This is a genomic window from Streptomyces sp. NPDC054841, assembly GCF_053611045.1.
The window spans coordinates 1-25481 of record NZ_JBSGZO010000076.1; the positions used below are offsets into that span (position 1 = coordinate 1).

The 25481-nt window shown below is 71.1% G+C and carries 25 protein-coding genes, 1 tRNA gene and 1 pseudogene; 15 read left to right on the plus strand and 12 right to left on the minus strand.

The window, feature by feature from the left end:
- Together ACWGI8_RS13570 and ACWGI8_RS13575 are read right to left on the minus strand one after the other, a co-directional pair.
- The coding region (locus ACWGI8_RS13570; protein ID WP_453660593.1) for a sensor histidine kinase at positions 1-1319 on the minus strand (1319 nt) is incomplete at its 3' end.
- A gap of 476 nt (positions 1320-1795) precedes the next feature.
- A complete protein-coding gene (locus ACWGI8_RS13575; protein ID WP_453660595.1) occupies positions 1796-3037 on the minus strand; it encodes an MBL fold metallo-hydrolase in 1242 nt (413 codons plus the stop codon).
- Between the two features lie 300 nt (positions 3038-3337).
- On the opposite strand from ACWGI8_RS13575, the gene ACWGI8_RS13580 reads away from it, so the two are divergent.
- From ACWGI8_RS13580 to ACWGI8_RS13600, 5 genes are all read left to right on the plus strand, one after another.
- A complete protein-coding gene (locus tag ACWGI8_RS13580; protein ID WP_453660597.1) occupies positions 3338-3925 on the plus strand; it encodes a carboxymuconolactone decarboxylase family protein in 588 nt (195 codons plus the stop codon).
- A 238-nt stretch (positions 3926-4163) separates the two neighbouring features.
- Complete coding sequence (locus ACWGI8_RS13585) at positions 4164-5357, plus strand: Glu/Leu/Phe/Val dehydrogenase dimerization domain-containing protein (protein WP_453660599.1); 1194 nt, start codon at positions 4164-4166, stop codon at positions 5355-5357.
- Between the two features lie 369 nt (positions 5358-5726).
- On the plus strand, positions 5727-6911 hold the full coding sequence (locus tag ACWGI8_RS13590; RefSeq protein ID WP_453660601.1) for an amidase: 1185 nt from the start codon (positions 5727-5729) through the stop codon (positions 6909-6911).
- A 111-nt stretch (positions 6912-7022) separates the two neighbouring features.
- Positions 7023-7643, plus strand: coding sequence for a TetR/AcrR family transcriptional regulator (locus ACWGI8_RS13595; RefSeq protein ID WP_453660603.1), 621 nt, complete (start codon positions 7023-7025; stop codon positions 7641-7643).
- 203 nt (positions 7644-7846) lie between these two features.
- A complete protein-coding gene (locus ACWGI8_RS13600) occupies positions 7847-8725 on the plus strand; it encodes a carbohydrate kinase family protein (protein WP_453660635.1) in 879 nt (292 codons plus the stop codon).
- Here the strand turns inward: ACWGI8_RS13600 and ACWGI8_RS13605 are convergent.
- From ACWGI8_RS13605 to arfB, 4 genes and pseudogenes are all read right to left on the minus strand, one after another.
- Positions 8716-8856, minus strand: a pseudogene (locus ACWGI8_RS13605) (DUF6745 domain-containing protein); the annotation flags it as partial. The gene ACWGI8_RS13600 and the pseudogene ACWGI8_RS13605 overlap by 10 nt on opposite strands.
- A gap of 8 nt (positions 8857-8864) precedes the next feature.
- A complete protein-coding gene (locus ACWGI8_RS13610) occupies positions 8865-9254 on the minus strand; it encodes a hypothetical protein (protein ID WP_453660605.1) in 390 nt (129 codons plus the stop codon).
- 69 nt (positions 9255-9323) lie between these two features.
- Entirely contained in the window at positions 9324-9629 is a 306-nt protein-coding gene (locus ACWGI8_RS13615; protein ID WP_453660607.1) for a hypothetical protein, read from the minus strand.
- Positions 9630-9979: 350 nt separating this feature from the next.
- Positions 9980-10414, minus strand: coding sequence for an alternative ribosome rescue aminoacyl-tRNA hydrolase ArfB (gene arfB, locus ACWGI8_RS13620; RefSeq protein WP_453660637.1), 435 nt, complete (start codon positions 10412-10414; stop codon positions 9980-9982).
- A 213-nt stretch (positions 10415-10627) separates the two neighbouring features.
- Here arfB and ACWGI8_RS13625 point away from each other — a divergent pair, with 213 nt between their 5' ends.
- Together ACWGI8_RS13625 and ACWGI8_RS13630 are read left to right on the plus strand one after the other, a co-directional pair.
- Positions 10628-11203, plus strand: coding sequence for a TerD family protein (locus ACWGI8_RS13625; RefSeq protein ID WP_453660609.1), 576 nt, complete (start codon positions 10628-10630; stop codon positions 11201-11203).
- Positions 11204-11374: 171 nt separating this feature from the next.
- Positions 11375-11929, plus strand: coding sequence for a GNAT family N-acetyltransferase (locus ACWGI8_RS13630; protein ID WP_453660611.1), 555 nt, complete (start codon positions 11375-11377; stop codon positions 11927-11929).
- A 39-nt stretch (positions 11930-11968) separates the two neighbouring features.
- Here the strand turns inward: ACWGI8_RS13630 and ACWGI8_RS13635 are convergent, their stop codons facing one another.
- Both ACWGI8_RS13635 and ACWGI8_RS13640 read right to left on the minus strand, forming a co-directional pair.
- Positions 11969-13384, minus strand: coding sequence for a M1 family metallopeptidase (locus ACWGI8_RS13635; RefSeq protein WP_453660613.1), 1416 nt, complete (start codon positions 13382-13384; stop codon positions 11969-11971).
- Between the two features lie 86 nt (positions 13385-13470).
- The gene (locus ACWGI8_RS13640; protein WP_453660615.1) at positions 13471-14028 is read right to left on the minus strand and encodes a GlcG/HbpS family heme-binding protein; all 558 of its coding nucleotides are present in this window, start codon (positions 14026-14028) and stop codon (positions 13471-13473) included.
- Positions 14029-14498: 470 nt separating this feature from the next.
- Here ACWGI8_RS13640 and ACWGI8_RS13645 point away from each other — a divergent pair, with 470 nt between their 5' ends.
- The 3 genes from ACWGI8_RS13645 to ACWGI8_RS13655 all read left to right on the plus strand — a co-directional run bounded on the left by ACWGI8_RS13645 (position 14499) and on the right by ACWGI8_RS13655 (position 16978).
- Complete coding sequence (locus tag ACWGI8_RS13645) at positions 14499-15620, plus strand: sensor histidine kinase (protein WP_453660639.1); 1122 nt, start codon at positions 14499-14501, stop codon at positions 15618-15620.
- Positions 15617-16267 carry a response regulator gene (locus ACWGI8_RS13650; RefSeq protein ID WP_453660617.1) on the plus strand — a complete coding sequence of 217 codons (651 nt, stop codon included), beginning with the start codon at positions 15617-15619 and terminating at the stop codon, positions 16265-16267. Before ACWGI8_RS13645 ends, ACWGI8_RS13650 begins: the two co-directional genes overlap by 4 nt.
- Positions 16268-16477: 210 nt before the next feature.
- On the plus strand, positions 16478-16978 hold the full coding sequence (locus ACWGI8_RS13655) for a hypothetical protein (protein WP_453660641.1): 501 nt from the start codon (positions 16478-16480) through the stop codon (positions 16976-16978).
- A gap of 12 nt (positions 16979-16990) precedes the next feature.
- On the opposite strand, the gene ACWGI8_RS13660 is transcribed toward ACWGI8_RS13655, so the two are convergent.
- Positions 16991-17665 carry a pentapeptide repeat-containing protein gene (locus tag ACWGI8_RS13660; protein ID WP_453660619.1) on the minus strand — a complete coding sequence of 225 codons (675 nt, stop codon included), beginning with the start codon at positions 17663-17665 and terminating at the stop codon, positions 16991-16993.
- Positions 17666-17870: 205 nt separating this feature from the next.
- On the opposite strand from ACWGI8_RS13660, the gene ACWGI8_RS13665 reads away from it, so the two are divergent.
- Positions 17871-18869: a zinc-binding dehydrogenase gene (locus tag ACWGI8_RS13665; protein WP_453660621.1), complete on the plus strand. Its 999-nt coding sequence runs from the start codon at positions 17871-17873 to the stop codon at positions 18867-18869.
- Positions 18870-18921: 52 nt separating this feature from the next.
- Here ACWGI8_RS13665 and ACWGI8_RS13670 read toward each other — a convergent pair whose 3' ends face one another.
- Together ACWGI8_RS13670 and ACWGI8_RS13675 are read right to left on the minus strand one after the other, a co-directional pair.
- Positions 18922-19398: an N-acetyltransferase family protein gene (locus tag ACWGI8_RS13670; RefSeq protein ID WP_453660623.1), complete on the minus strand. Its 477-nt coding sequence runs from the start codon at positions 19396-19398 to the stop codon at positions 18922-18924.
- 25 nt (positions 19399-19423) lie between these two features.
- Positions 19424-20308: an aminoglycoside phosphotransferase family protein gene (locus ACWGI8_RS13675; RefSeq protein WP_453660625.1), complete on the minus strand. Its 885-nt coding sequence runs from the start codon at positions 20306-20308 to the stop codon at positions 19424-19426.
- A 151-nt stretch (positions 20309-20459) separates the two neighbouring features.
- Between ACWGI8_RS13675 and ACWGI8_RS13680 the strand changes: the two genes are divergently transcribed.
- Positions 20460-21854 (plus strand): NAD(P)/FAD-dependent oxidoreductase, encoded by a 1395-nt coding sequence (locus ACWGI8_RS13680; protein ID WP_453660627.1) that lies wholly within the window; start codon positions 20460-20462, stop codon positions 21852-21854.
- A 310-nt stretch (positions 21855-22164) separates the two neighbouring features.
- Here ACWGI8_RS13680 and ACWGI8_RS13685 read toward each other — a convergent pair.
- Positions 22165-22240: transfer RNA gene (locus ACWGI8_RS13685), tRNA-Thr, on the minus strand.
- Between the two features lie 521 nt (positions 22241-22761).
- Between ACWGI8_RS13685 and ACWGI8_RS13690 the strand changes: the two genes are divergently transcribed.
- The 3 genes from ACWGI8_RS13690 (at position 22762) to ACWGI8_RS13700 (ending at position 25333) form a co-directional block, all read left to right on the plus strand.
- Positions 22762-23898 (plus strand): ABC transporter ATP-binding protein, encoded by a 1137-nt coding sequence (locus tag ACWGI8_RS13690; protein ID WP_453660629.1) that lies wholly within the window; start codon positions 22762-22764, stop codon positions 23896-23898.
- 201 nt (positions 23899-24099) lie between these two features.
- Positions 24100-24522, plus strand: coding sequence for a hypothetical protein (locus tag ACWGI8_RS13695; RefSeq protein ID WP_453660631.1), 423 nt, complete (start codon positions 24100-24102; stop codon positions 24520-24522).
- Positions 24523-24613: 91 nt separating this feature from the next.
- Positions 24614-25333, plus strand: coding sequence for a nucleotidyltransferase family protein (locus ACWGI8_RS13700; RefSeq protein WP_453660633.1), 720 nt, complete (start codon positions 24614-24616; stop codon positions 25331-25333).
- Positions 25334-25481 lie beyond the last annotated feature (148 nt).

Sequence of the window (25481 nt, forward strand, 5' to 3'; positions counted from 1 at the left end):
CCGCCCGCCACTGCGGCGGCCGCGCCCGGCGGATGGCCGGCGTGCCGCTGGGCGGTTGCCTGTTCCGTCCCGGCGAGGCCGCCCGGTTCGGCGCCGAGCAGCCCCTGCGGCAGTACGAGTACGGCCTGGACGCCTCCGTAGATGTTGGACTGGAGGCGGACCGCGATGCCGTGCCTGCGGGCGAGGGCGGAGACCACGAAGAGTCCGATGCGGCCGTCCTGCAGCAGATGCGCCACATTGACCTGGTCGGGGTCGGCGAGCAGGGCGTTCATCTTGTTCTGTTCGGTGACGGGCATGCCCAGGCCCCGGTCCTCGACCTCCACGGCAAGGCCCGCCGTGACGTGCTGGGCGCGCAGCAGGACCGTCGTGTGAGGTGCGGAGAACAGGGTGGCGTTCTCCACCAGTTCGGCGAGGAGGTGGATGACGTCCGCGACGGCGTGCCCGCGCAGGGTGCCGTCGATGGGCGGCACCAGTTTGACCCGGGGGTACTGCTCCACCTCGGCGATCGAAGAGCGCAGGACCTCGGTCAGGGTGACCGGGTTGGACCACTGCCGCCGGGAGATGGCGCCGCCGAGGACCGCCAGGTTCTCGGCGTGCCTGCGGATGCGGGTGGCGAGGTGGTCGACGTGGAAGAGCCCCTTGAGCAGCTCGGGGTCCTCGACCTCGTTCTCCAGCTCGTCGAGGAGCTGGATCTCGCGGTGTACGAGGGACTGCAGCCGACGGGCCAGATTGACGAAGACTTCGACTTTCTGTTCGTTACCGACGCTGCTGGAGAACCGGGAGGCCTGCACCACAGCGGCCACGGCGGCGTCGTAGGACCGCCCCAGCTCCTGGGCGAGCAGATCGAACTCGTCCCCGCCGGAGACGGCGACCGGCAGATTGTCGCGGGCCGGCGGACGTTCTCCGCGCCGCAGCCCGTCGACGACGGCACGCAGCTCCGCCTGGCCGCGCGCGCTGGAGCGGCGCAGGCTGTGGCAGCGGTCGAGGACGGATCTGGCGGTGCGATCGGCGCCCAGTGCTGCCGCCATCACGGCGACGGCGGCGAGGGCGGCGGAGCCGGCGAGCGCGACCCACAGGGCGGCCGACGGCCGCACGGAGGCGGAGCGGATCGTGAAGAGCACCGCTGCGGCGCCGCTGAGTGACACGACAACGGCGGGCAGCACGGCGGTGCGCAGCAGTTGGGGGCGGATACGGGCTTCGGAAGTTGGCGGCGTGGACTGCGGCCGGCCCGCGGTGGAGAGGGAGCGGGCGCCTGACCGGCCGTGCCGCCCGCCCTCGCGGCGGTCCGGCCGCGCGGCGGGTGCGCGAAGTTGAGACATCAGCGTCCTTGGTACGTGGCCCAGGATTTGGTGTACCGATCGGTGTGCAGCGGCGCAACGGCTTGATGAGCCCACCGTTGATCACTGACCACACACGGTAGTCGTCAACCGTTCATGTCCGGTGGGCAGTTGACAAACTTGCCCATGGAGCGTCCCGCTCTGGTATGAGGCCTCGCACGACAGGCCGAAATTGCTGCCTTGACGTGCGGGGGAAGTGCCCGGGTACGTCACGATCCCTGCTTGAGCGAGCGCGCGCGGGATCGCCGGACGCACGATCGCGGTCGTCCGGGAGCTCATGGACCTGCTGTCGGCACCATTCGGCGGGCCGGACGGGCCGCCGTCCTGGAGCGGGCCCGGGCCACCACGGGCACGATGCTCCAGCAGAGCGTCGCGGCTGACCGCGCTCCTGGCCTGGGCGTACACGGAGCTGGACACCGCGCAGGCCACGCGGCTGCGCCGGCTCCCCGCGCCCGGCGCTACGCGGTCGGCGCAGCCTCCGGGGTGCCGGTGTCCGCGGCCGGGGCGTCCGCGGCACCGGTTGCCGCCGGGGCCACAAGCCCTTCGGCGGCGGCAGCGGGCACCGCAGTCCCTGCGACGGGCGCATGGGCGACAGCCCGCCACCACGGGGCGGCCGGGATCAGCTCGGCCGTGGGCTCGAAGGGTTCTCCGGGGCGCGGCAGCGCGATCCGCTGGCCTGCCTCGGCCGCCGCGGTGATCGTCCCCTCCCCCGGCTCCTCCCAGGGATGGATGGCCAGGTTGAACGTGGCCCAGTGGATCGGCAGCATCACTCCGGACGGCCGGCCGCCCTGGAGATCCAGGTGCGCGTTCATACCCTCGGCCGGGGTCATGTGGATGTCCGGCCAGTACTCGCTGTAGGCGCCGATCTGGATCATGGTTGCGTCGAACGGGCCGTGCTCGGCGCCGATCTCCTTGAAGCCGGGGAAGTAACCGGTGTCCCCGCTGTGGTAGACCCGGTGGCCCGAGGATCCTTCGACGACCCAGGACGCCCAGAGCGTGTGCTGCTGATTGCGCAGGCCCCGGCCGCAGAAGTGCCGGGCCGGAGTGGCGGTCAGCCGCAGCCCGCCCAGCTCCGTCGACTCGTTCCAGTCCAGCTCGCGCAGGCGTCCTTCGGAAACGCCCCAGCGCTCCAGATGGGCACCGACGCCGAGCGGCACCACGAAGACGGTGTCCGTGGCGGCCAGCTCGCGGATCGTGGGCAGATCGAGGTGGTCGTAGTGGTCGTGGGAGATCACCACGACATCGACCGGGCCGAGCGACGCGAGCGGCAGCGGCACCGGGTGCAGCCGCTTGGGCCCGACGAAGGCGAAGGGGGAGCATCGTTGCCCCCAGACCGGATCGAACAGCACCCGCCGGCCGTCGATCTCGGCGAGAACGCTGGAATGTCCCATCCAGGTGAGACGCAGCCCCGAGGCGGGGGGCTTGGCGAGGTCGCTGAGCGTGGTGGTGTGGAGGGGTACGGGGGCGGCGGGGGCGCGGCGCCTGCGCGCTTCCTTCTGGAAGTAGATCTTCGCGAATTCGAGGGTGGACCCCGATGGCCTGGTCCTGGCCCCGAGCGGGTTCTGGAACACCCCGTCGGCGAAGTTCGGCGAGCGGCGGATCCGCTCCATCCGCTCCCCTGCGGGATCGGCCCCGAAGGCGGCGGGTCGCAGCGATCGCAGCCTGGAGCGCAGCGGATGCGGGGAAGCAGCGCCGGTCACGGCACCTCCTGTGAACTTCGGGTCGTTCCATTATGGGCAAGGCATCGGAGCGTGAGGGCGCGTGACCCCACGGCATCCGCAACGCACGGAGCGGGAGAAAAATGCCGGGGGTGGCCGGCCGATTCCGGGAAGCACCCGAGACCGTCCGGGAGGATCCGGGAGGATCCGGGGAAACCGTCCAGGAGATCCGGGAAAACACCCGAAAAGTCCGGGAGAACGCCCGGGAGATGTCACATCCGGCAGCTGCCGTCCGTCGTACGCGTGCAAGACCGCAACGACCCGACGACAGAGGAGCCCGTCATGGCCCGTATCTCCCTCACCCCGCCCCGCACGCTCTTCTACCGCGCCACGGAGTGGTACTCGAAGCGGACGTACGGAAAGGTCCTGGATCCGGCGAAGGCGCTGGGCCACAACCCGAAGGTGCTGCGCGCCGACCTCCGCTTCGAGTTGGCCGTCGGAAGGTGGAACCAGCTGGACGCCGGCCTCAAGGCGCTGGCCGTGATGGCGTCGGCCGCCTCGATCGGCTGCAGCTGGTGCATGGACTTCGGCCACTGGGAGAACCAGCAGCGTGGCATGGACGTACGCAAGCTGCGCGACGTGCCGGCGTGGCGCGACAGCGACGCCTACACCCCGCTGGAGCGCGACGTGATGGAGTACGCGGAGGCGATGACCGCGAACCCGCCGGTGGTCACGGACGAGCTGGCCGAGCGCCTGGTCACGGCACTCGGCGAGGCGGCGTACGTCGAGCTGACCGCGATGGTGGCGGTTGAGAACCTGCGCTCGCGGATGAACGCCGCGCTCGGCCTCACCAGCCAGGGCTTCAAGGACCACTGCGAGCTGCCCGAGCGGGACGCAGTCGGCCGGGCGGACCGGTCCGCCTCCCGCTGAATCACGGTTGCAGTCCCCTCCTGAGCACCTGGTGGGTCCGTGGCTGCCCCGTCGCGGGTTGAGCGCCGGCGCCCTTCCCCGGGCACTTGTGCTCTTCCGCGGGACCTGTGCTCTTCCGCGGGCGTCGGCGTTGACACAGCGTGACCGCCTCCAGATACTGACCTACTGTTCAGTTCGTCGCCATGTCTGGAGGCGACGCGATCGGCGAGCGCACCGCCAGCACCGAGGAGTCCCCACGATGCCCCACCCCGGCCCCCTGATCTCGCTGACCTGGACGGACCATGTCACCGGCCGACAGGGCCATCTCGTCGTCGACCGCCTCGTGCGCGGGGTGTCCAGCGGGGGGCTGCGGATGCGGGAGGGCTGCACGCTCGACGAGGTGGCCGGGCTGGCGCGGGGCATGACCATGAAGGAGGCGCTGCACTACCGCGCCGACGATCCGACGGTCCGCTACGTTCCGCTCGGCGGGGCCAAGGGCGGCATCGACTGCGATCCGCGGGACCCGGAGGCGTACGGCATCCTCGTCCGCTATCTGCGGGCGATGCGCCCGTACGTCGAGAACGTCTGGACCACCGGCGAGGACCTCGGCCTCACCCAGGACCTCGTCGACAAGGCGGTCGCGGAGGCCGGGCTCGTCTCGTCCGTACAGGCCGTGTATCCGCTGCTCGACGACGAGGCGGCGGCGCGGCAGCGGCTGGCCGACGCGTTCGCCGTCGAGGTCGACGGTATCGGCCTCGACGAACTGGTCGGCGGCTGCGGGGTCGCCGAGTCGGTGCTCGCGGCGCTCGACCGCGCGGGCGTCGGCCACGCGGGGACCCGGGTCTCCGTACAGGGCCTTGGCACCATGGGCGGAGCGACAGCGCGCTTCCTGTCCCGGGCGGGGCTGAGGATCGTCGCCGTGGCCGACGTCAAGGGGACGATCGCCAATCCGGACGGCCTGGACGTGGAGACCCTGCTCGCCGCACGCGACGCGTACGGGACCGTGGACCGCGCGGCGCTGCGCCCGGGCGACACCGAGCTGTCCGGCGACGCGTGGCTGTCCGCCGACGCGGAGGTGCTGGTTCCCGCAGCCGTCTCGTACGCCGTCGACTCCTCCAACCAAGCGCTGGTCAGGGCGCGCTGGATCGTCGAGGCCGCCAACATGCCGGTCCTGCCGGAGGCCGAGGAGCTGCTCGCCGGGCGCGGCGTCACCGTACTGCCGGACGTCGTCGTGAACTCCGGCACGAACGCCTGGTGGTGGTGGACCCTCTTCGGCGACATCGGCGCGGATGCGGACGAGGCGTTCGCGTACACCCGCCGCTCGATGCGTGACCTGGTCGGCCAGATGCTCGCGCGGGCCGAGGCGGACGGTACGACGCCGCGCGCCGCCGCGCACGCGATCGTGGCGGACCGGCTGCCGGTGATCGCTGAGCGTTTCGGCTGGTACAGCTGAGCGGTGCGGTGCAGTGCGGTGCAGGCACGGCGGACACCGGTGCGGCCGGCATCCGCGACAGGCCCGCGCCCGCGAGGGGCCGGAGGCTCTGTGTCATCCGGTCGCGGCTGCGTCGTCGTGCCGTCCGGGAGTCCGGAGCCGACCGGGGTTGAGGCCGTCCGTCCGCAGACCGGAGCCGACGGACGTCCGTCCGCGAGGCCGAACCGGCGGACATCCGTCCTTCGTCCACCCGGGTGGTGCGATCGTCTGCGTCGCCCCGGGAGTGCTTCGATGTGACCATCGTCAGGCATCGTTGCCCGCCCGGAGCCCGACGATGCCTTCGGCGCGACGATGCCCCGAGCCCGACGATGCCGGTCGCAGGGAGGCCCGATGGGGACGCAGGACATGTCGGTGTGGCGGGTGCGCGGCGAGCCGCTGGTCGCCGGTTCCGGTAGCGGGCCCCTGTACGGCCTGCGGCTTGCGGTGAAGGACGTGCACGCCGTCGCGGGGCACCGGACAGGCGCCGGAAATCCGGCCTGGCTGGCCGAGGCGGAACCGCAGCCCGCACACTCCTGGGCCGTGAGCGCGCTGCTGGCAGCGGGAGCCGACGTGGCCGGGATCGCGCAGACCGACGAGTTCGCCTACAGCCTCAACGGTACGAACGCGCACTACGGCACTCCGCCCAACCCGGCGGCGCCCGGCCGTGTCCCGGGCGGCTCCTCCAACGGCCCGGCCGCCGCGGTCGCGCTCGGTGAGGCCGACGCCGGCCTCGGAAGCGACACCGCGGGCTCCATCCGGGTCCCCTCCTCGTACTGCGGCCTGCACGGCTTTCGGCCCACCCACGGCGCCGTCCCCGTCACCGGGATGCTGCCGCTGGCGCCCTCGTTCGACACCGTCGCCTGGCTCGCCCGGGACGCGGCGACGCTGGCACGGCTGGGCGAGGTACTCCTTCCCTCCGCTGGGGGCGGCGGAGCCCGACGCCCGTTCCGTACGGCCCTGGTGGCCATGGATCTCGTCGCGCTCGCCGACATGGAGGTGCGGGATGTCTTCGGGCGGGTGGCGGCGGAGGTCGCCGAACGGGCCGCCCTGCGGATCGAGGAGGTGCCGTCGATGGGAGGCGATCCGGTGGCCAGGGCCGCGGCCTTCGCCACCGCCCAGGCCGCGGAGGTGTGGGAGTGCGACGGCGCATGGGTGAGCGCCCACCCGGGCGCTCTCGGGCCGGGGTTGGAGGCGCGCTTCTCCCGTGCGTCCGCAGTCACGGCGGAGAGCCGGGCCGCCGCCGAACTCGTGGTCCACCGGTCCGGCCGCGCGCTGCGAGCGGCCCTCCCCGAGGACACCGTGCTGCTCCTGCCCGCCACCGGCGGGCCGGCACCGCGGATCGACGAATCCCCGGAACGGAAGACCGCCACCCGGGATGCCACCTTCCGCCTCACCTGTCTCGCCAGCACCGCCGGCCTTCCCTGCCTGGTGCTGCCCAGGATGTCGGTGAACGGACTCCCCGTCGGCTTCGCGGTGGTCGCGGGGCACAGTACCGACCGGCAACTCCTCGAACTGGCGCTGGAGCTGGGGCAGTAGCCGGGGCAGAGGCAGGGGCAGGAGCCGGACAGGCCCTGGGCCAGGACGGACAGGCTCGGGCAAGATCCTGTACGCGGCCCCTCGCGACGTGGCCGTGTGTAGGGTGACCGCGTGGCGAGAGTCCGGTTGAGTGTGGCGGAGCGGCAGGAGGAACTGCTGCGGGCTGCCGTCGAGCAGATCCAGGCCCGGGGCGTGGCCTCGTTGCGGATCGCCGATGTCGCCTCGGCCCTCGGGGTGAGCAACGCCCTGGTGCTGTACCACTTCTCGACCAAGGAGAAGCTCGTCGCGGCCGCTTTCAGCTACGCCGCCGAGGGCGATCTCGCGCATCTGCGCAAGCTCCTGGGGCGGCGGACGACCGCCGTGCGACGGCTGCGGACCGCGGTCCGCTGGTACGCACCGACGGGACAGGCCAAAGGGTGGCGGCTGTGGATCGAGGGCTGGGCGGCTGCCCTGCGCGAACCCGCTCTGCGCGAGGTGGCCCGCGATCTTGACCAGCAGTGGAAGGCGGAGCTGACCGCGGTCATCGCGGAGGGTACGGCGGCGGGCGAGTTCCACTGTGAGGACCCCGCGTCCTCGGCCTGGCGGCTGACGGCTCTACTGGACGGGCTGGCCGTGCAGATGACGTCGTACGGGGGATCCCTCAGCCGTGCCGCCATGCTGGAGTGGACGGACGAGGCGCTCGCCCGTGAACTGGGGCTCGACCGCGGGGCGCTGACACGGCAGAGTGCGTAGCGCACCGAAGGCGCATGGGAGGGGAAGCGGTGTCGGCGCAACGGACGGATCAGCCGGACCAGGACACACGCGATACCGAGAACGGACAGAACGCACGGGACGAACCGTTCCCACAGAACGCGCAGGACGAACGGTTCCCACAGGACGCGCAGGACGAACCGTTCGCTCAGGACGCTCAGGACCTGCGGGACGCACTGGACGTGCTGGTCGTCGGCGGAAGCGGGGTCGACACGGTGGTCCGCGTCGGCTCGCTCCCCGTCCCCCTCGCCGACTCGGTCGGAGTCCCCCCGATCGTGGAGTCGGCAGGCCACACCGGCGGCAATGTGGCCCTCGGCTGCCGGGCCCTCGGACTCGGTGTCACGTTCCTGGACTTCATAGGTGACGACCGGCCGGGCCGGCAGGTCCGTGAGCGGCTCGCCGAGGGCGGCGTCGACTTCGAGCACCTGATCTCCCCTTCCGGTACGCGGCGCGCGGTGAACCTCGTCGACCCGACCGGCCGCAGAATGTCCTTCTACGACGCCCGCGACCTTGCCGATCTGCGGATGCCGCGCGACTTCTACCTGCCCCATCTGCGGCGGGCCCGGCACGTCCATCTGTCGATCATGAATTTCGCCCGGTTTCTCTACGACGACATCGCCGAGCTCGGCGTGCCCGTCTCGACCGACCTCCACGACTGGGACGGAGTGGAGGACCACCACAGGGAGTTCGCCCTGCGTTCGGACGTGGTCTTCCTCAGCGCGGCGGGTGCCGGTGAGCGGATCGCGTCGGTGATGCGGGAGATCCTGCGGGAGGGGCAGGCGGAGGCGGTCATCGCGACGGCCGGGGCGGGCGGCTCGTATCTGATGACCCGCGACGGCGGACGCACGCCCCGTCCGGTTCCAGCGACGGTGCCGCCCACGCCGGTGGTGGACTCCAACGGCGCGGGGGACGCGTACGTCTGCGGCTTCCTCCACGGGCGGCTGGCCGGCCGTGACATCGAGGACTGCGCCCGGCTGGGCGCGGTGGCGGGAGCATACGCCTGTACGGGCCAGGGCAGTTCGGCACTGATCGGTCCGGCGGACCTGGCGGCGGCTCAGGTCTGACGAAGCGGTTCGTACACCGATGCGTCGAGGCCGAAGGTCCAGGCGACGCCCTCCTTCGCGGTACGGGTGGTGGGCGGCACCCGCAGCCAGTACGTCTTGTGGGTACCGTCCGGCTCCGGCGTGGTCACCACGCAGGTCCTCACTGTGAGGTGAGGGTGAGGCGGCCGGTGGTCAGTATGGCGTGGTTGGCGAAGAGGTCGTGGAGGCGGAAGCTGCGGTTCAGGTCGGCGGACCACTGGGCGTCTCGCAGATCCTGGTAAGCGGGGGCTTTGACCATGCGGGCGCGGGTGGCCTGGGTGAGGATCCATCGGGCCTGCTGCTGGCTGGTGGGCGGGTTGGCGTACATGCTCTGCGCCAGACGCCAGAGGTGGTCGCCCGTGGCGGTGTCCGGGTCGGTGACGGCGACGACGGTGATGTCACCGAGGCCGCGGCGATCGCTGGAGCGGGTGGTGTACGCGACGGTGAGGCCCTCCAGGGGGAAGAGGGTCACGCGGGTGCGGTCGGTGATCGGTGAATACTGGGAGGGCACCGGGGGATTCCGTTCGGGTGTCGAGCCGGCGGGCCGCCCGAAGTGCGACGACCCGCCGGGTTGGATCTGTCAGCAGCAGGGGCCGTCACCGCAGCACGTCGGCTCGTTGCAGTCCGCGTGCGCGCCCCACAGGCCGTCGTCGATCGCGTAGCCGGCCGCGCGGAGCCTGCCGACGACGTCGACCATGGTCGCCCGGTCCCGGTAGCGGGAGTTGGGTGCGTGGTGGATGTAGCGGCCGTATCGTTCCTGGCACCAGGCGGTGTATTCGGGGCTGTGCAGCATGAAGGTGTGCCATGCCGGGTCGACCTGTTTCGACGGGGACAGGCCCTCTCCGGTGCGGCCCATCAGATCGAGGAACGCCAGGCCCTGATCCATCACGCGTTCGGCGACGCAGCGTTCCAGGCCGTACTCGTCGGAGCAGAAGTCGGTGAGGCGGTTGAACAGTTCAGGTTCGACGAGTGTGCGCCCGGGAACCAGTTCCGTTGCGACAGCGTCATGCGACCCTCCTGTAGGTGTGTGCTCGGCGCGGGGCCCTCCCTCACGCCGTTGTGCACGTGCCGGGCCTTGGGGCCCTCCTTCGCCTCAACCGACGTCCGGCCAGGAGCTCGGACGAGGCGGACCCGCGGGGGGGGGGGGGGGGCGCCGCGCGGGACGGGGGCACGGCCCCGGCCAGGGGGCGCGGCTTCGGGCAGGGGGCGCGGCTTCGGGCAGGGGGCGCGGCCCCGTCACCAATCGCGCGCGCTGCGGCCGCGCTTCGTCTCCGAGCGCTGCTTCTTCTCGCGCAGGCGGCGCTCGTTGATGCCGCGCGGGATCTTCGTCGGGCGCCGCGGACGCGGCGGCGGGGCCGTGGCCTCCGCGAGGAGCGCGGCGAGCCTGACCGCCGCCGCCTCACGGTTGCGCCACTGGGAGCGGTGCTCCGACGCCCGTACGGTGATCACTCCACCGCTCAGCCGGGACGCCAGCCGCTCCAGCGCACGCTGTTTCCACACCTCGGGCAGCGCCCGCGTCGACGCGACGTCGAAGCGGAGCTCCACCTGCGAGTCGCTCGTGTTGACATGCTGGCCGCCGGGTCCCGACGACCGCGAGAAACGCCACATGAGCTCGGCCTCCGGGAGGGAGACGGAGCCGCGGATGCGATAGGGCCCGGACATGTGTCCCATGGTCGCGTCCATGAGCGACCCGCGTCACCTTCTTTTCAGCAGGGAATCTGTTCTTTCCACCAGGGAACCTGGCGGTCCTCCGCCCGCGTTATGGAGGGTGACGGTAGCTTCGGGGCACGGCACGGCACAGCACGACGCAGCACAACGCAGCACGACACAGCACGACCCACGAAGCCCGACCGCACTGCACTCGACCAGGAAAGGGACCTCCCCATGGCTGTAAGCCTGTCCAAGGGCGGCAACGTCTCGCTCACCAAGGAGGCACCGGGCCTGACCGCCGTCACGGTGGGCCTCGGCTGGGACGTCCGTACGACCACCGGCACCGACTTCGACCTCGACGCCTCCGCGATCGCGGTCAACCCGGGCGGAAAGGTCTTCTCCGACGGCCACTTCGTCTTCTTCAACAACAAGTCGACGCCGGACCAGACCATCGTCCACACGGGTGACAACCGCACGGGCGAGGGCGGCGGCGACGACGAGCAGATCAACGTCAACCTGGCGGGTCTGCCTGCCGACATCGACAAGATCGTCTTCCCGGTCTCCATCTACGACGCCGAGAACCGCAGCCAGAACTTCGGCCAGGTGCGCAACGCGTACATCCGCATCGTCAACCAGGCCGGCGGCTCCGAGATCGCCCGCTACGACCTGAGCGAGGACGCCGCCACCGAGACCGCCATGGTCTTCGGCGAGCTGTACCGCAACGGCGCGGAGTGGAAGTTCCGCGCGGTCGGCCAGGGTTACGCCTCGGGCCTGGTCGGCATCGCCCAGGACTTCGGTGTGAACGTCTGACGCGGGTCCCCGCACGTCCGAAGGCCTCGGCCGCCGTCCCGGCCGGGGCCTTCGGCATGCCCCGGGCGCGCTCGCGTACGTCCTGGCGGGCCCTCGGCATCCGTGCGTACGCCATCCGTGCGTACGCCATTCGTGCGTACGCGCCGTCGGCCCGCGCGGCATGATCGAGACGTGATCCTCGAACCGCTGGCGCCGAAGGAGGCGGGCGCCCTGCCCGGGCCCCTGCTCACCGAACTCACCGCGCTCTACGCCTCGAACCGCGCCTTCCAGCAGCTCAGCGGGGACTTCCCGGACCCGGACGACATCCGGCCCGAACAGGTCGCCGCCGCGCTCGCCGACGAGTTGGCGCACCCCGCGGCACAGGCGCTGCTCGCCCGCTCGGAAGGGCGGCTGGTCGGCGTCGCGGTGACGCTGGCTCACCATCCCGACCCGGCCGACCCCGATCCGTGGATCGGCCTGCTGATGGTGGACGCCCGCCGGCACCGCGCCGGGTACGGACGGGAGCTGGCCGGTCTGGTCGAGGACCGGTTCCGGGCGGCCGGGCGGGAGGCGGTGCGGCTCGCCGTACTGGAGAACAACCCGAAGGCGCTCGCCTTCTGGACGGCGCTCGGATACGAGGAGATCGCCCGCCGCGCGGACGCCCAGGCCGGACGTCCCTGCATCGTGATGCGCAAACCGCTCCATGGCCCCGGCCGCTCCGGTCCCACCGGCCGCCAGGGCCACTAGGGCACCAGGGCCACTGGGCCGCCAGGGCCGCCAGGGCCGTCAGGGCTTCTCGGGCCTGTCCACGCCGTACAGCCAGACGTCCCACAGGTCGGTGAGGTCCTCGCCGGACTCCTCCTCCACGTAGGCGATGAAGTCGTCGGTGGAGACGTTGCCGTGACGGTGGGTCTGGGCCCAGCCCTTGAGGATGGCGAAGAAGGCGTCGTCACCGACGGCCTGGCGGATCTTGTGGAGAACCATCGGGCCACGGCCGTAGACGGGATCGCCCGAGATGTCGGCCGCGGTCGGCGGTTCCGCGGGCGGGAAGGCCCAGTTGCTGTCCACTGCGAAGGCCTGCTCGAAGCGCTTCTGGGCGGGGATGCCGTTGAAGTCCTCGTCGTACAGCCACTCCGCATACATCGCGAAGCTCTCGTTGAGCCACATGTCCTGCCAGGTCTTCGGCGAGACGGAGTTGCCGTACCACTGGTGGGCGAGCTCGTGGACGAGGAAGTTCATGTCGAACGTGCCGTCCGGGTACACGGGCCGGCTCTGCGTCTCCAGCGCATAGACACGTTTGGGGTTCTCGAAGACGTCCGTGTCGACGATCGCGCCGGTGGACGAGAACGGGTACGGGCCGAAGTTCTCCTGCTCCCAGGCCAGCACTTCGGGGATGCGGGCCAGCAGGGCTGCGCTCTGGGCGGTGACGGTCTTGTCCACGGCCGTGTACACGGGCACGCCCTGCGCGGGGTGGGAGATCTTGAAGTCGTACGCGCCGATGCCGACGGTCGCGAGATAGCTGGCCATCGGCTCGCCGGAGTGCCAGACGAAGGTGGTGCCGCTGCCGTCGACCGTGGGCCGCTGCTGCCTCAGCTCTCCGTTGGAGACGGCGGTCAGGGGCTTGGGAACGGTGACGGTGATGTCGTACGTCGCCTTGTCGCTGGGGTGGTGGTTGCCGGGGAACCACGCCATCGAGCCCGTCGGCTCACCGAGCGCGAGAGCGCCGTCCGTGGTCTTCAGCCAGCCCTCCTCGAAGCCCTCCGCGTCCTTTATGGTCTGCGGCGTGCCGGAGTAGCGGACGACGGTCCTGAAGGTGCTGCCCTTGCCGACGTCGTCGCGCGGCCGGATCGTCAGCTCGTTGCCGGCGCGGTTGACGGCGGCGGGGGCGCCGTCGACGGTCGCGCTGTCGATGGTCAGCCCGTGGAGATCCAGATTGAAGGCGCTGAGGTCCTGGGTGGCGCGCGCGGTTATGGCGGCGGTCCCGGTGAGGTTGTTCGCCTTCGGGGCGTAGTCGAGCGTGAGGGCGTAGTGCTGGACGTCGTAGCCGCCGTTGCCGAGCCTGGGGAAGTACGGGTCACGCAGACCGGCGGCTCCTGGGGCGCCGTCGACCCCGTTGCCGGCGTCGGCCGTGCAGGCCGAGCCGGCGAGGGTGATCAGGACGGCGACGGGCGCCAGGGCACGGAGGAGGGATCGCTGGTCCACGCCAATGATCCTATGCGCGGAATGTCCGCTTCCATCCGTGCCCTCTGTGATGTACCGCATGGCGCCCGGCGGCCGGCCGGACCGGACTACTTGGCGAGCGCGGACACCCCGGCCTGGGCGAACTTCTCGTCGAGGGCACCGCTCGGGGCGCCCGCGACACCGATGCCCGCGACCGGCGCACCGTTCACCTGCACCGGCGCACCGCCCCCGAGGAACAGCGTGCCGGGGATGTCCTTCAGGTTCGGGGCCTGCTCGAGCCGCTTGGCCAGCTCGGACGTGGGCGCGTTCCAGGAGACCGCGGTGAACGCCTTGCGCTGCGCGGACTCGTACGACTGCGGGCCGGCGCCGTCACCACGGAGGGTGACGATGGTGTTGCCGTTGCGGTCGACGACGGCGACCGTCACACGCTGGTTCTCGTCCTGCGCGGCCTCCAGCACGGCCTGCGCGGCCCTGGTCGCCGCCGCCACGGTCAGATGCGTGGTCTGCTGCAGGTCGCGGTTCGCGACGTCGGCCGTGACCGTGGCGGGTGCGGGGGCCGCCGGGGCGGAGGCGTTCGCGGAGACCGCTCCGAAGGTACCCGCGCCCAGCGCGGCGACGGCGGCACCACCGGTCAGTACACGGGCACGCAGCGACATCTTCTTCATGGGAGAACTCCTCGATAGGCGCCGGGATTCGGCGGTAACTCGCTCTGTCATGGATCCTCCGGCCGCGAGCGGCCCCGTACGGTCCACGGAGCGGATGCCTCCGGCGCGCATGATGGATGACGGGTGTGTCAGCCGATCGGCTGATGCGCCCGTGGCCCCGCCGGGTCACCATGGGGACATCTGTGCAGGTCAGCGAGGAGTGGTGGACGGTGGAGCGGCGGTACGAGCAGGACCCCGACGCCCGCGCCCCCGGCACCCGCGCCCCCGGCACCCGCGCCCCCGACGACCGCGACCCCGGCACCCGCGCCCGCGGCAGCCGTGCCCCCGACGACCGCGACCCCGGCACCCCCGCCCGCGGCAGCCGTGCCCCCGACGACCGCGATCCCGGCACCCGCGCCCGCGGCAGCCGCGACTCCAGCACCCGCGACCCCGACGCCCGCGACCCCGACGCCCGGTGGCTCGCCCGTGTCATGCACGCCGCGTTCTTCCTCCTCCTCGGCGCGTCGCTCGTGCGCTATCTGCTGCGGCACCCCTGGGAGGACCGCTCACCGTGGATCATCGGCCTGTCGGCCGCCCTCGCCGCCCTGTACGTACTCGGCCCGGTCCTCGGCTCCCGTGCCACACCCCGCCGACTGGCCTGGCTCGGCTCGGTCGTCGCCGTCTGGATGCTGCTCGTGGTCCTCGCACCCAGCTTCGCCTGGTGCGCGGTGCCGCTCTTCTACACCGGCCTGCGGACGCTCCCGCGGCGCGCCGCGCTCGTCCTGGTCGCGCTGCTCACGGCCTTCGTCGTGGCCGCACAGCTCAAGCTCGCGCACGGCGGCTTCGACCCGAACCTGGTGATCGCACCGCCCGCCGTCGCGGCGATCGCGACCGCCGTCTTCGTCCAGGCGGAACGCCTCGCCGCCCGCCAGCGCGCGCTGATCGACGACCTGATCAGGACCCGTCGTGAACTGGCCGCAACCGAGCGCCGCGAAGGCACCCTCGCCGAGCGCCAGCGGCTGTCCATGGAGATCCACGACACCCTCGCGCAGAGTCTGTCCAGCCAGCAGATGCTGCTGCAGGCCGCGGACCGCACCTGGGACGCGGATCCGGCGACCGCGCGCCGCCACGTCCGTACCGCCGAGTCGATCGCGGAGCGCAGCCTCGCCGAGGCCCGCCGCTTCGTCCACGACCTGGCACCCGCCGATCTCGCGGAGGGCGGCGGCCTGGAGCAGGCGCTGCGCGCCCTCGCCGAGCGCGAGTCCGCGGGTTTCCAGGTCGACGGCGTACCGGTGCCCCTGCCCGACCGGGTGCAGTCGGCGCTGCTGCGCATCGCCCAGGGTGCCCTGGCCAACGTCCTCGAGCACGCAGAAGCCACCTCCGCCGCCCTGACCCTGACCTACCTCGGCGACCAGATCGTCCTGGACATCACGGACGACGGCCGCGGCTTCGAGCCGACGGGCACCACCGGGGACGCCCGGGGCGTCCGGGGCCACGGCCTGCCCGCGATGCGGGCGCGGGTCGGACAGCTGGGCGGCACCCTGACGGTCGAATCCGCACCCGGCGAGGGCACGGTCCTGTCGGCCTCGATCCCCCTGGAGACCACGCGATGAGTGCGACGAGTTCGGCGAGTTCGGCGAGTTCCGTACGGATCCTGCTCTGCGACGACCACGCCGTCGTACGCGCCGGGCTGCTCGCCCTCCTCGGCAGCGAGCCCGACATCGAAGTCGTCGGCGAGGCGGGCAGCGGCGAGGAGGCGGTCGCGATGGCCGCCAAGCTGAAGCCGGACGTGGTGCTGATGGACCTTCAGCTGGGGCCCGGCATCGACGGGGTCGAGGCCACGCGCCGGATCGCGTCCCCCGAGGTGCATGTCCTGGTCCTGACGACGTACGACACGGACGCGGACATCACCCGTGCCATCGAGGCGGGCGCGACCGGCTATCTGCTGAAGGCCGAGCGACCCGAGGAGCTCTTCGCCGCGATCCACTCGGCCGCCCAGGGCCGCACCACCCTGTCGCCGCCGGTCGCCAGCCGGGTGATGGACCGCATGCGAGGCGCGGCCCGCCCCAGCCTGACGGAACGGGAGCTGGACATCCTGGGCCAGCTCGCCCACGGGCTCGGCAACCGCGAGATCGCACGGGCTCTGTTCATCAGCGAGGCGACGGTGAAGACCCATCTGGGCCGTATCTACGCCAAGTTGGGCGTGGACACACGGGCGGGCGCGGTGGCGGTGGCGAAGGAGCAGCGGCTGCTGCCGTGAGCCCGCGGCAGCGGCTTCTGCCGTGAGCTCACGGGACTCGCGGCCGGCGCAGGCCCGCCGCCCGGCCACTACTGGAAACCGGAAACCGGAAACCATTCACTCGGACGTGCGCGCGATATCGATTCCACAGGCCGCCGACCGCAGACCGCAGGCCGCCGACCGCAGGCCCGCACCCCGGGCCGGGTGTCCGCGCATGACACCATCGACCCCGTGCTCGACATCGGCTACTCCCTCTCCCGCCGCTTCCCGGACCCCCCGCAGACCGACTACCGCCACGCGGACGTCCACGCCCTGCGGCACGACCTCTTCTGCGGTGACGTCTATCTCGCCGACACCAAGGCGGACCGCGAGGTGTCCACAGCCTGGGGATGGGTGCCGGTGCTCGACTTCGCGTGGGCGCTGTGCGACATCGTCGAGCGGCTCGACCGGGACCCGCGCGGCAGCCGGGCCTCCCAGCCGCAGTACGCCGAGATCGACTTCACCGAGTCCACCGACCGCATGCTCTTCGAGCGCCGCTTCGGGTGGGTGGACGTCGAGGCCGACTGGATGCCCGGCGACGAGCCGCCGCTCACCTTCAACCACGCCGAGCTGCGCCGCGAGGCCCGCGACTTCCTCCACGATCTGATCGCCGACCTCACCGACATGCACGAGGGCCTCGCCGACAACCCTGTCGTCTGGGACCTGCAGGCCCGCTTCCCGCGCACGCCGTGACCCCCTGAGCGCTCAGCCCTCCACCCGCACACCCATCTGCGCCGCGAACGCCGGTGCCAGATCCAGCAGTTGAGCCGTGCTGATCACCGCCCCCGACAGCCCGTCCATGCCCCTCGCGATGTCCAGCTCGGCCACCTGCCGCAGATCGACATCCCGCAGCCGTACACCGCTGAAGTCCACCCGGCGCAGCACACAGTCCCGGAACTCCACCCGCTCCAGCTGCGCCGCCCCGAAGTCCGGCTCGGACAGCACGCACCCCTCGAACACCACGTCCTTCAGCCGCGCATTGCGCAGATTCAGGTAGTCGATCTTCCCGCCCTTCACCACCACTCTCTCCAGCGCCGCCCCGTGCAGCTGAACCCCGCCCATCCGCGCGTCCACGACCTCCACGTCCCGCAGCGACGCGCCCGCGAGATCCGTGCCCACGCCCCGCACCCCCGTCAGCACCGAGTCGATGAACCGCGCGTTGACCAGCGACGTCTCGTCCAGCACGCAGTCCCGCAGCGCACAGTCCATGAACCGGGCGCCCGCCCCGTCCCGACCCGTCAGGTCCAGACCCGCCAGCTCCAGACCGTCGTAGTCCCCGTCCGGTTCCAGCTCGGCGCCCTCGTACGGACTCAGCGGCGGTAGCCGCACCTCCGGCCGCCGTGCCGCCGCCACCTGCGTGTTCCTGGTCCTCCGCGCCATGACCCCCATGGTGACTCACACCACTGACAACGCCCCTGGTGGGCGACCAGGGGCCGCCTGCCCGCAGGTTGCCCTGCTCGCAGGTTGCTCGATCTCAACCCCACCTTGACCTCAACCACCTTGGTCTCAACCACGCTTGACCTCAACCATGCTTGAGGTTGGAGGGTGAGGGCATCACCGACCACGATGCACAGGGGAGCCCACCATGCACGCCATCCGCCTCCACGCCTTCGGCCCCGCCGAGAACCTCACCTACGAGACGGTCGACGACCCCGAGCCCGGCCCCGGCCAGGTCCGTATCGCCGTCGCCGCGGCCGGCGTGCACCTGCTCGACACCGCCCTGCGCGAGGGCGAGTCCGGCCCGTACCCCGCCACCGTCGAACTGCCCACCGTTCCCGGCCGCGAGGTCGCCGGCACCGTGGACCGGCTCGGCGAAGGCACCGACCCGGCCTGGCTCGGCAAGCGCGTCGTCGCCCACATCGGCATGGCCCCCGGAGGCTACGCCGAGCTCACCGTCACCGAGGCCGGCAGACTCCACGAGATCGCCGACCGCCTCGACGAGGCCGAAGCAGTCGCCATGATCGGCACCGGCCGCACCACCCTGGGCATCCTCCAGTTCACCGACCTCGGCCCGGACTCGGTCGTGATCGTCCCGGCCGCCGCCGGCGGCATCGGCACCCTCCTCGTCCAGTACGCCAAGAACGCCGGCGCCACCGTCATCGGCCTCGCCGGCGGCCCCGCGAAGGTCGCCCGCGTCACCGAGAACGGCGCCGACCTCGCCGTCGACTACACCCTCCCCGACTGGCCCGAACACGTCCGCGCACACCTCGGCGACCACCGCGCCACCGTCGTCTTCGACTCCGTAGGCGGCGACACCGCCCGCGCCGCCGTCGACCTCCTCGGCAAGGGCGGACAGCACATCGTCTTCGGCTGGTCCAGCCAAGGCATCCGCACCGGCTCCGGGCTCACCTTCACCGACGACGAACTCGCCGCACGCGGCATCACCTCCCAGAGCGTCCTCGGCCCGGCCATGCTCCGGAAGGCGGGCGGCGACGTACGCACGCTGGAAACCCGCGCCCTCGCCGAAGCCACCGCCGGCCGCCTTCGCCCCGCCGTCCAGCGCTTCCCCCTCGCCGAGGCCGCGGCCGCCCACCGCGCCCTGGAGACCCGCGGCACGACCGGCAAGGTCGTCCTCGTCCCCTAGACGAGTAAGTCCTGCCCCTGTCCGGCAGGCACTGCCCGGGCGACCCCTGCCGTCATGCCCAGGACCCGAGAGCCGTGAGCGCCTCGTCGGTCAGCCGGTACACCGACCACTCGTCCTGCGGCCGCGCACCCAGCGACTTGTAGAAGTTGATCGACGGGGTGTTCCAGTTCAGCACGGACCACTCCAGCCGCTCATAGCCACGCTCCACACAGATCCGCGCCAGCTCCGCCAGCAGCGCCTTCCCGTAACCGCCCCCGCGCAGCCCCGGCCGTACGTACAGATCCTCCAGACAGATCCCGTGCACCCCACGCCACGTCGAGAAGTTCAGGAACCACAGCGCGAAACCGGCGACCTCCCCGTCCTCCGTCTCCGCGATGTGCGCGAAAGCGGCCGGGCGCTCCCCGAACAGCGCCTCGCGCAGCTGCTCCTCGGACGCCTTCGCCTCGTGCAGAGCCTTCTCGTAGTCGGCGAGCTCGCGGACCATCCGGTGAATGGCAGGGACATCGGCAGGCGTAGCAGTACGAATCATGAGGGCACCCTGCACAGAGGACGGCTCAGCGCGCCAGGAGTTTCCGCCCGATGGACACCTGCTCCTCCTGAAGCCGCGTCCCGCCGCCCTTCACATCCCACAGACCGTTCTGCAGCACCCGTCCCAGCGTCCACGCCCTCGCCCGCTCCCGGTCCAGGCCCAGCCGCTCCGTCAACAGATCGAACCGCCACAGCGTCGCCTCCGCGTCGAAGCGATTCCACAGCGCCGGGAACAGCTCGAAACCCGGGTCGCCCACCAGCGGCTTCGGGTCGATCGCCAGCCACGGCTCACGCTCCGCCGCCAGGATGTTGTCGTAGTGCAGATCCCAGTGCAGCAACCGGTCCCCCGACTCCCCCACGACCTCCCGCACAGCCGCCGCGCAATCCTTCAACAGCGCGCGCTCGCCGTCGTCCGCCAGCGCTTCCACCGCCCCCGGCACATCGTCGAGCATCGCCGCCGCGATGTCCCCCAGCCGCCGCAGCCCCTCCGGCGCGGTCACCGCCACCAGACGCGCCAACAGCTCGGCGAGGATCACCACCGCCTCCCGGTCGTCCTCCACGACCGACAGATGCCGCCCCTCGTCCAACCGCTCCAGCAGCAGCGTCGCCGTATCCGCGTCATGGTCCAGCAGCCGTACGATCCCGTCGCCGTCCCAAGTCCGCAGCCCCAGCCACTCGCCGTCGCTCTCCCCGTCCGGATGCTGCAGCTTCAGCGCCGCCCGCGAACCATCGGCCCGCACCACCGGCAGCACCAGCGACGCCATCCCGTACATCGAAGGCCCCGTGACCCGCAGCCCCCACCGCTCCACGAACTCCTCGACGCGCCCGGGCAGGGCCGCGACGAACGCACGGCCCGCCTCCCCGTTGAACTTGATCTGCGACGCAAGCAGCTCGTCCGGGATCTCGATCACCCTCGGATCGTATGTCCCCCCTCCCTCGCCCCTCCCCTCCTCCCTCCTCCTCCCTCCTCCTCCCTCCTCCTCCCTCCTCCTCCCTCCTCCTTCGTCCTCCCCTCCTCACCACCCTGGACAGGCCAACCGCCACCGGTGTACGAACAGCCACATGACCAGCACGATCAACGGCGGTATCTCCTTCTGGTACGCGGACGACGGCATCCCCGCCCCCCGGGAGCCCCTGCCCGGCGACGCGTCCGCCGACATCTGCATCGTCGGCGGCGGATATACCGGACTGTGGACGGCGTACTACCTCAAGAAAGCCGTGCCCTTCCTCAACATCACCGTCCTCGAAGCCAGGTTCTGCGGATACGGCGCCTCCGGACGCAACGGCGGCTGGCTCTACAACGGCATCGCCGGCCGCGACCGCTACGCCGCACTGCACGGACACGACGCCGCGGTACGCCTCCAGCAAGCCATGAACGACACCGTGACCGAAGTCGTCGACATCGCCCGCGAAGAACAGATCGACGCCGACATCCACCAGGGCGGCGTCCTCGAAGTCGCCTACACCCCCGCGCAGCTCACCCGCCTCAAGAACTTCCACACCGCCGAGATCGCCTTCGGCGAGAAGGACCGCGAACTCCACGGCGCCCGCGAGACCGCCGACCGCATCCGCGTCGCCGGAGCCGTCGGCTCCAGCTGGACCCCGCACGGCGCCCGACTGCACCCCGTCAAGCTGGTCAAGGGCCTCGCGGCGGCGGTCGAGGCGCTCGGCGTGACGATCCACGAATCGACCCCCGTCACGGAGATCAAACCCAAGCACGCGATCACCCCGTACGGCACGGTCCGCGCCCCCTACATCCTGCGCTGCACCGAAGGCTTCACGGCGACCCTCGCCAACCAGCGCCGCACCTGGCTCCCCATGAACTCCTCCATGATCGCCACCGAACCGCTCCCCGCCGACGTCTGGGACGCCATCGGCTGGGAAGGCCGCGAAACCCTCGGCGACATGGCCCACGCCTACATGTACGCCCAGCGGACCGCCGACGACCGCATCGCCCTCGGCGGCCGCGGCATCCCCTACCGCTACGGCTCCCGCACCGACAACGACGGCCGCACCCAGCCCGCCACCATCGACGCCCTCCGCTCCATCCTCACGCGCTTCTTCCCCCAACTCGCCGGAGTCGGAATCACCCACGCCTGGTCCGGCGTCCTCGGCGTCCCCCGCGACTGGTGCGCCACCGTCACCCTCGACCGCTCCACCGGCCTCGGCTGGGCCGGTGGCTACGTCGGCTCCGGCGTCGCCACCACCAACCTCGCCGCCCGCACCCTCCGCGACCTCATCCAACAGGACTCCGGCCAGTCCGGCCCCACCGACCTGACCACCCTCCCCTGGGTCAACCACAAGGTCCGCAAGTGGGAACCCGAACCCCTCCGCTGGCTCGGCGTCCACACCCTCTACGCGGCCTACCGCGCCGCCGACCGCCGCGAACTCACCGCCCACACCGCGAAAACGGACCGCATCGCGACCCTCGCGGACAAGATCTCCGGCCGCCACTGACCACACCCACGGCACCGACGGCACCGACGGCCGTGGAAAGCGGCCGCAGGGCAAAACGGACGGGCCCGGTACGACACGACGTCGCACCGGGCCCGACACTCACACCCTCAACACCCCGATCACATCAGGTTGTTGTACGTGCTCCAGCCCGTACCGATCAGCGTCCGCGCGAGCGGCTCGGCCGTGCCGCCCACCCGATCAGGCCACTGGAACGACGACTCACCCGACGCACCCCTCCCCAGGCACACCCCGCCAGACCCCCGCAAAACGCAAGTGTCCCGGATCAGAGTGATCCGGGACACAGTTTCGGTGGAGCCGCCTGTCGGAATCGAACCGACGACCATCTCATTACAAGTGAGGCGCTCTGCCAACTGAGCTAAGGCGGCATCGCATACCTCAAAGCCGTACGCGAAGGCTCCCCCACTCTACACAGCGACCGTTTCCCCAGACCACGTGATTCGTGACCATGCGCCCATCCGTTCGTTGAAGGCACTGACGGGCTGTTCTGATGATCGGCTCGTAAGGAGGGGCTGCGGCTGTACCGGCTGGTTGCCGAATCGTTGCCTGCGGGGAAGGTGCCGCCTCCCTTGATCCGGGCCGTACAGCTGTCCGCGTAGTTGTTGCAGTACGGACCGATGGGCTGTCGGCCGTCATGCCTGTGGAGCCTGTGTAAGTCCGGCGGGATCGGTGGAGGTGACCCTCCTCCCCGTCGGCCGTGGGCGGCGAAGCAGGAAGTGCCTCGGAATCGGTTTCTGAAGGCGCAGGTCAAAAGTGCGCTGCTCCGGCTACTGACAGACCCGCGCATCGCCAGGTACCGTCACCTGGAGTTCACTCCGGTGGACTAGACCCATCCTTCCTTCCACTCGGATCGTCCGGCACGTTCCTGCCGGTGAAGGGACACATCACCATGGCCACTGTCACTTTCGACAAGGCAACCCGGATCTACCCGGGCTCCACCAAGCCCGCCGTCGACGGTCTCGAGATCGAGATCGCGGACGGGGAATTCCTCGTCCTCGTCGGCCCCTCCGGCTGCGGGAAGTCCACCTCCCTGCGCATGCTCGCGGGCCTCGAGGACGTCAACGGCGGAGCGATCCGCATCGGTGACCGCGATGTCACCCACCTCCCGCCGAAGGACCGGGACATCGCCATGGTGTTCCAGAACTACGCGCTCTACCCGCACATGAGCGTCGCCGACAACATGGGCTTCGCGCTCAAGATCGCCGGGGTCAACAAGGCCACCATCCGGCAGAAGGTCGAGGAGGCGGCGAAGATCCTCGACCTCACCGACTACCTGGACCGCAAGCCGAAGGCGCTCTCCGGTGGCCAGCGGCAGCGTGTGGCGATGGGCCGGGCCATCGTGCGTGAACCGCAGGTGTTCCTCATGGACGAGCCGCTGTCGAACCTCGACGCGAAGCTCCGTGTCTCGACGCGTACGCAGATCGCGAGCCTCCAGCGCCGTCTGGGCATCACCACCGTGTACGTGACCCACGACCAGGTCGAGGCCATGACGATGGGCGACCGCGTCGCCGTGCTGAAGGACGGTCTGCTGCAGCAGGTCGACTCGCCGCGCAACATGTACGACCGGCCGGCGAACCTGTTCGTCGCGGGCTTCATCGGCTCCCCGGCCATGAACCTGGTCGAGGTGCCGATCACCGACGGCGGTGTGAAGTTCGGCAACAGCGTCGTCCCGGTCTCGCGCGAGGCGCTGTCCGCCGCCGCGGACAGGGGCGACCGGACCGTGACCGTCGGTGTCCGGCCCGAGCACTTCGACGTGGTCGAGCTGAACGGTTCGGCGGCCGCCTCGCTGTCGAAGGACACCGAGGACGCGCCGGCCGGTCTGGCCGTGACGGTCAATGTCGTCGAGGAGCTCGGCGCGGACGGCTATGTGTACGGCACCGCCGAGGTCAGCGGCGAGAAGAAGGACCTGGTGGTCCGGGTCAACGGCCGTTCGGTGCCGGAGAAGGGCTCCGAGCTGCACGTCGTGCCGCGGCCGGGCGAGACGCATGTGTTCTCGACGTCGACGGGCGAGCGCCTCAGCGACTGACGTCGGCTCAGGTCGTGTGACATACGTGGGTGGCCCTCTCGCTTCGGCGAGGGGGCCGTTCGTTTATGTCGACAAATACCCCGGCATATCGGGCAATTCACACACCGGCGTCAACGCCCGATTCGAAAAGAAGACTCGAACCATCCCTCGCGCGAGTGACTAAATGTCGCCAAATCACTACCGACCGCTACGCTCGCCTGCGTGACCCACACAGCCCGCCGTATCGGCCGCACTCTCGCTCTCGTCCTGCCCGTCGTCCTGGTGCTCTCCGGAACTCTCGCGGTCACCAGCGTCCCGTGGGCAGGGCGCAACTCCGAGTCCCAGATGCTCACCGCGTCCTCGGAGAATGTATCGGTCCGCGCCAAGTCCCGTGAGCCGCACGAGGTTCTGCGCGAGAAGCTTCTCACCGAGCTTCAGGAGAAGGACCCCGGCATCGCGCTCACCAGCCTCCAGCGTGAGGTCGAGGCGCGTCCGTCGCTGGCCCGCCACTGCATGTCGATCGCGAAGGATCTCGGCCGCGCCGCCGTGGCCCGTTACGGCCCGACGCTCGCGCAGTCGTACTCCCGGCCCGTCTGCGACACGTCCTTCGCCGCCGGCGTCTCGCAGCAGGCGCAGGGCAGCTGAGCCGGGCGGTACGACGGCACGCGGGGTCCCCCGCGGCACCGGAGGACGACCGGAAAGAGGGACCCCGCCGGGCAGCGCTTATCGTGCCGGTATGCATACGTATCCGACGCAGGCCGTGGTCCTGGCGGGCGGCCAGGGCTCGCGGCTGCGGCCGTACACCGACGACCGCCCCAAGCCGATGGTCGAGATCCCGGGGACCGGGACTCCGATCATCGGCCATCAGCTTGCCTGGCTGGCCGCGGAGGGCGTGACCGACGCCGTGGTCTCCTGCGGGCACCTCGCCGAGGTGCTGCAGGACTGGCTGGCCACCGCCGACCTTCCGCTCCGTGTGACGACCGTCGTCGAGTCGGAGCCGCTGGGCCGGGGCGGCGGCCTCAAGTACGCCGCCGCGAGCCTTCCCCACCCCGACCGGCCCTGGTACGCGACCAATGGCGACATCTGGACGCGTTTCTCGCTGCGCGAGATGGCCGGGTTCCATGCGGAGCGGGACGCGACCGCGACGCTTGCGCTGGCCCGGCCGCGCATTCCGTGGGGCGCGGTGGAGACCGACGAGTTCGGCCATGTTCTCGACTTCATCGAGTCGCCGCCGTCTCCGTATCTCATCAACGCGGGCGTGTACGTCTTCTCCGCGGCCTTCACCGCCCTGCTGCCGGACCGTGGCGACCATGAGCGCACCACGTTCCCCCGGCTGGCGCGTGAGCGCGCCCTGGCCGGGTTCCCGCTGCCGCAGGGGGCGTACTGGCGGGCGATCGACACGGCGAAGGACCTCACCGAGGCGGCGAAGGAACTCTCCGCGCACGCGCCGCGCTGACCGACGTCGGGCACGGCTCGGGGCACAGCGGGACACAGCCCGGGGCATGGCTCGGGCACAGCGCAGACACGGCGTAGGCACAGCGCGGCCGTACGTCGCGTATGCCGGCGTATGTCGGAGGGGCGGTCACCGAGCCCCGGCTCGGTGA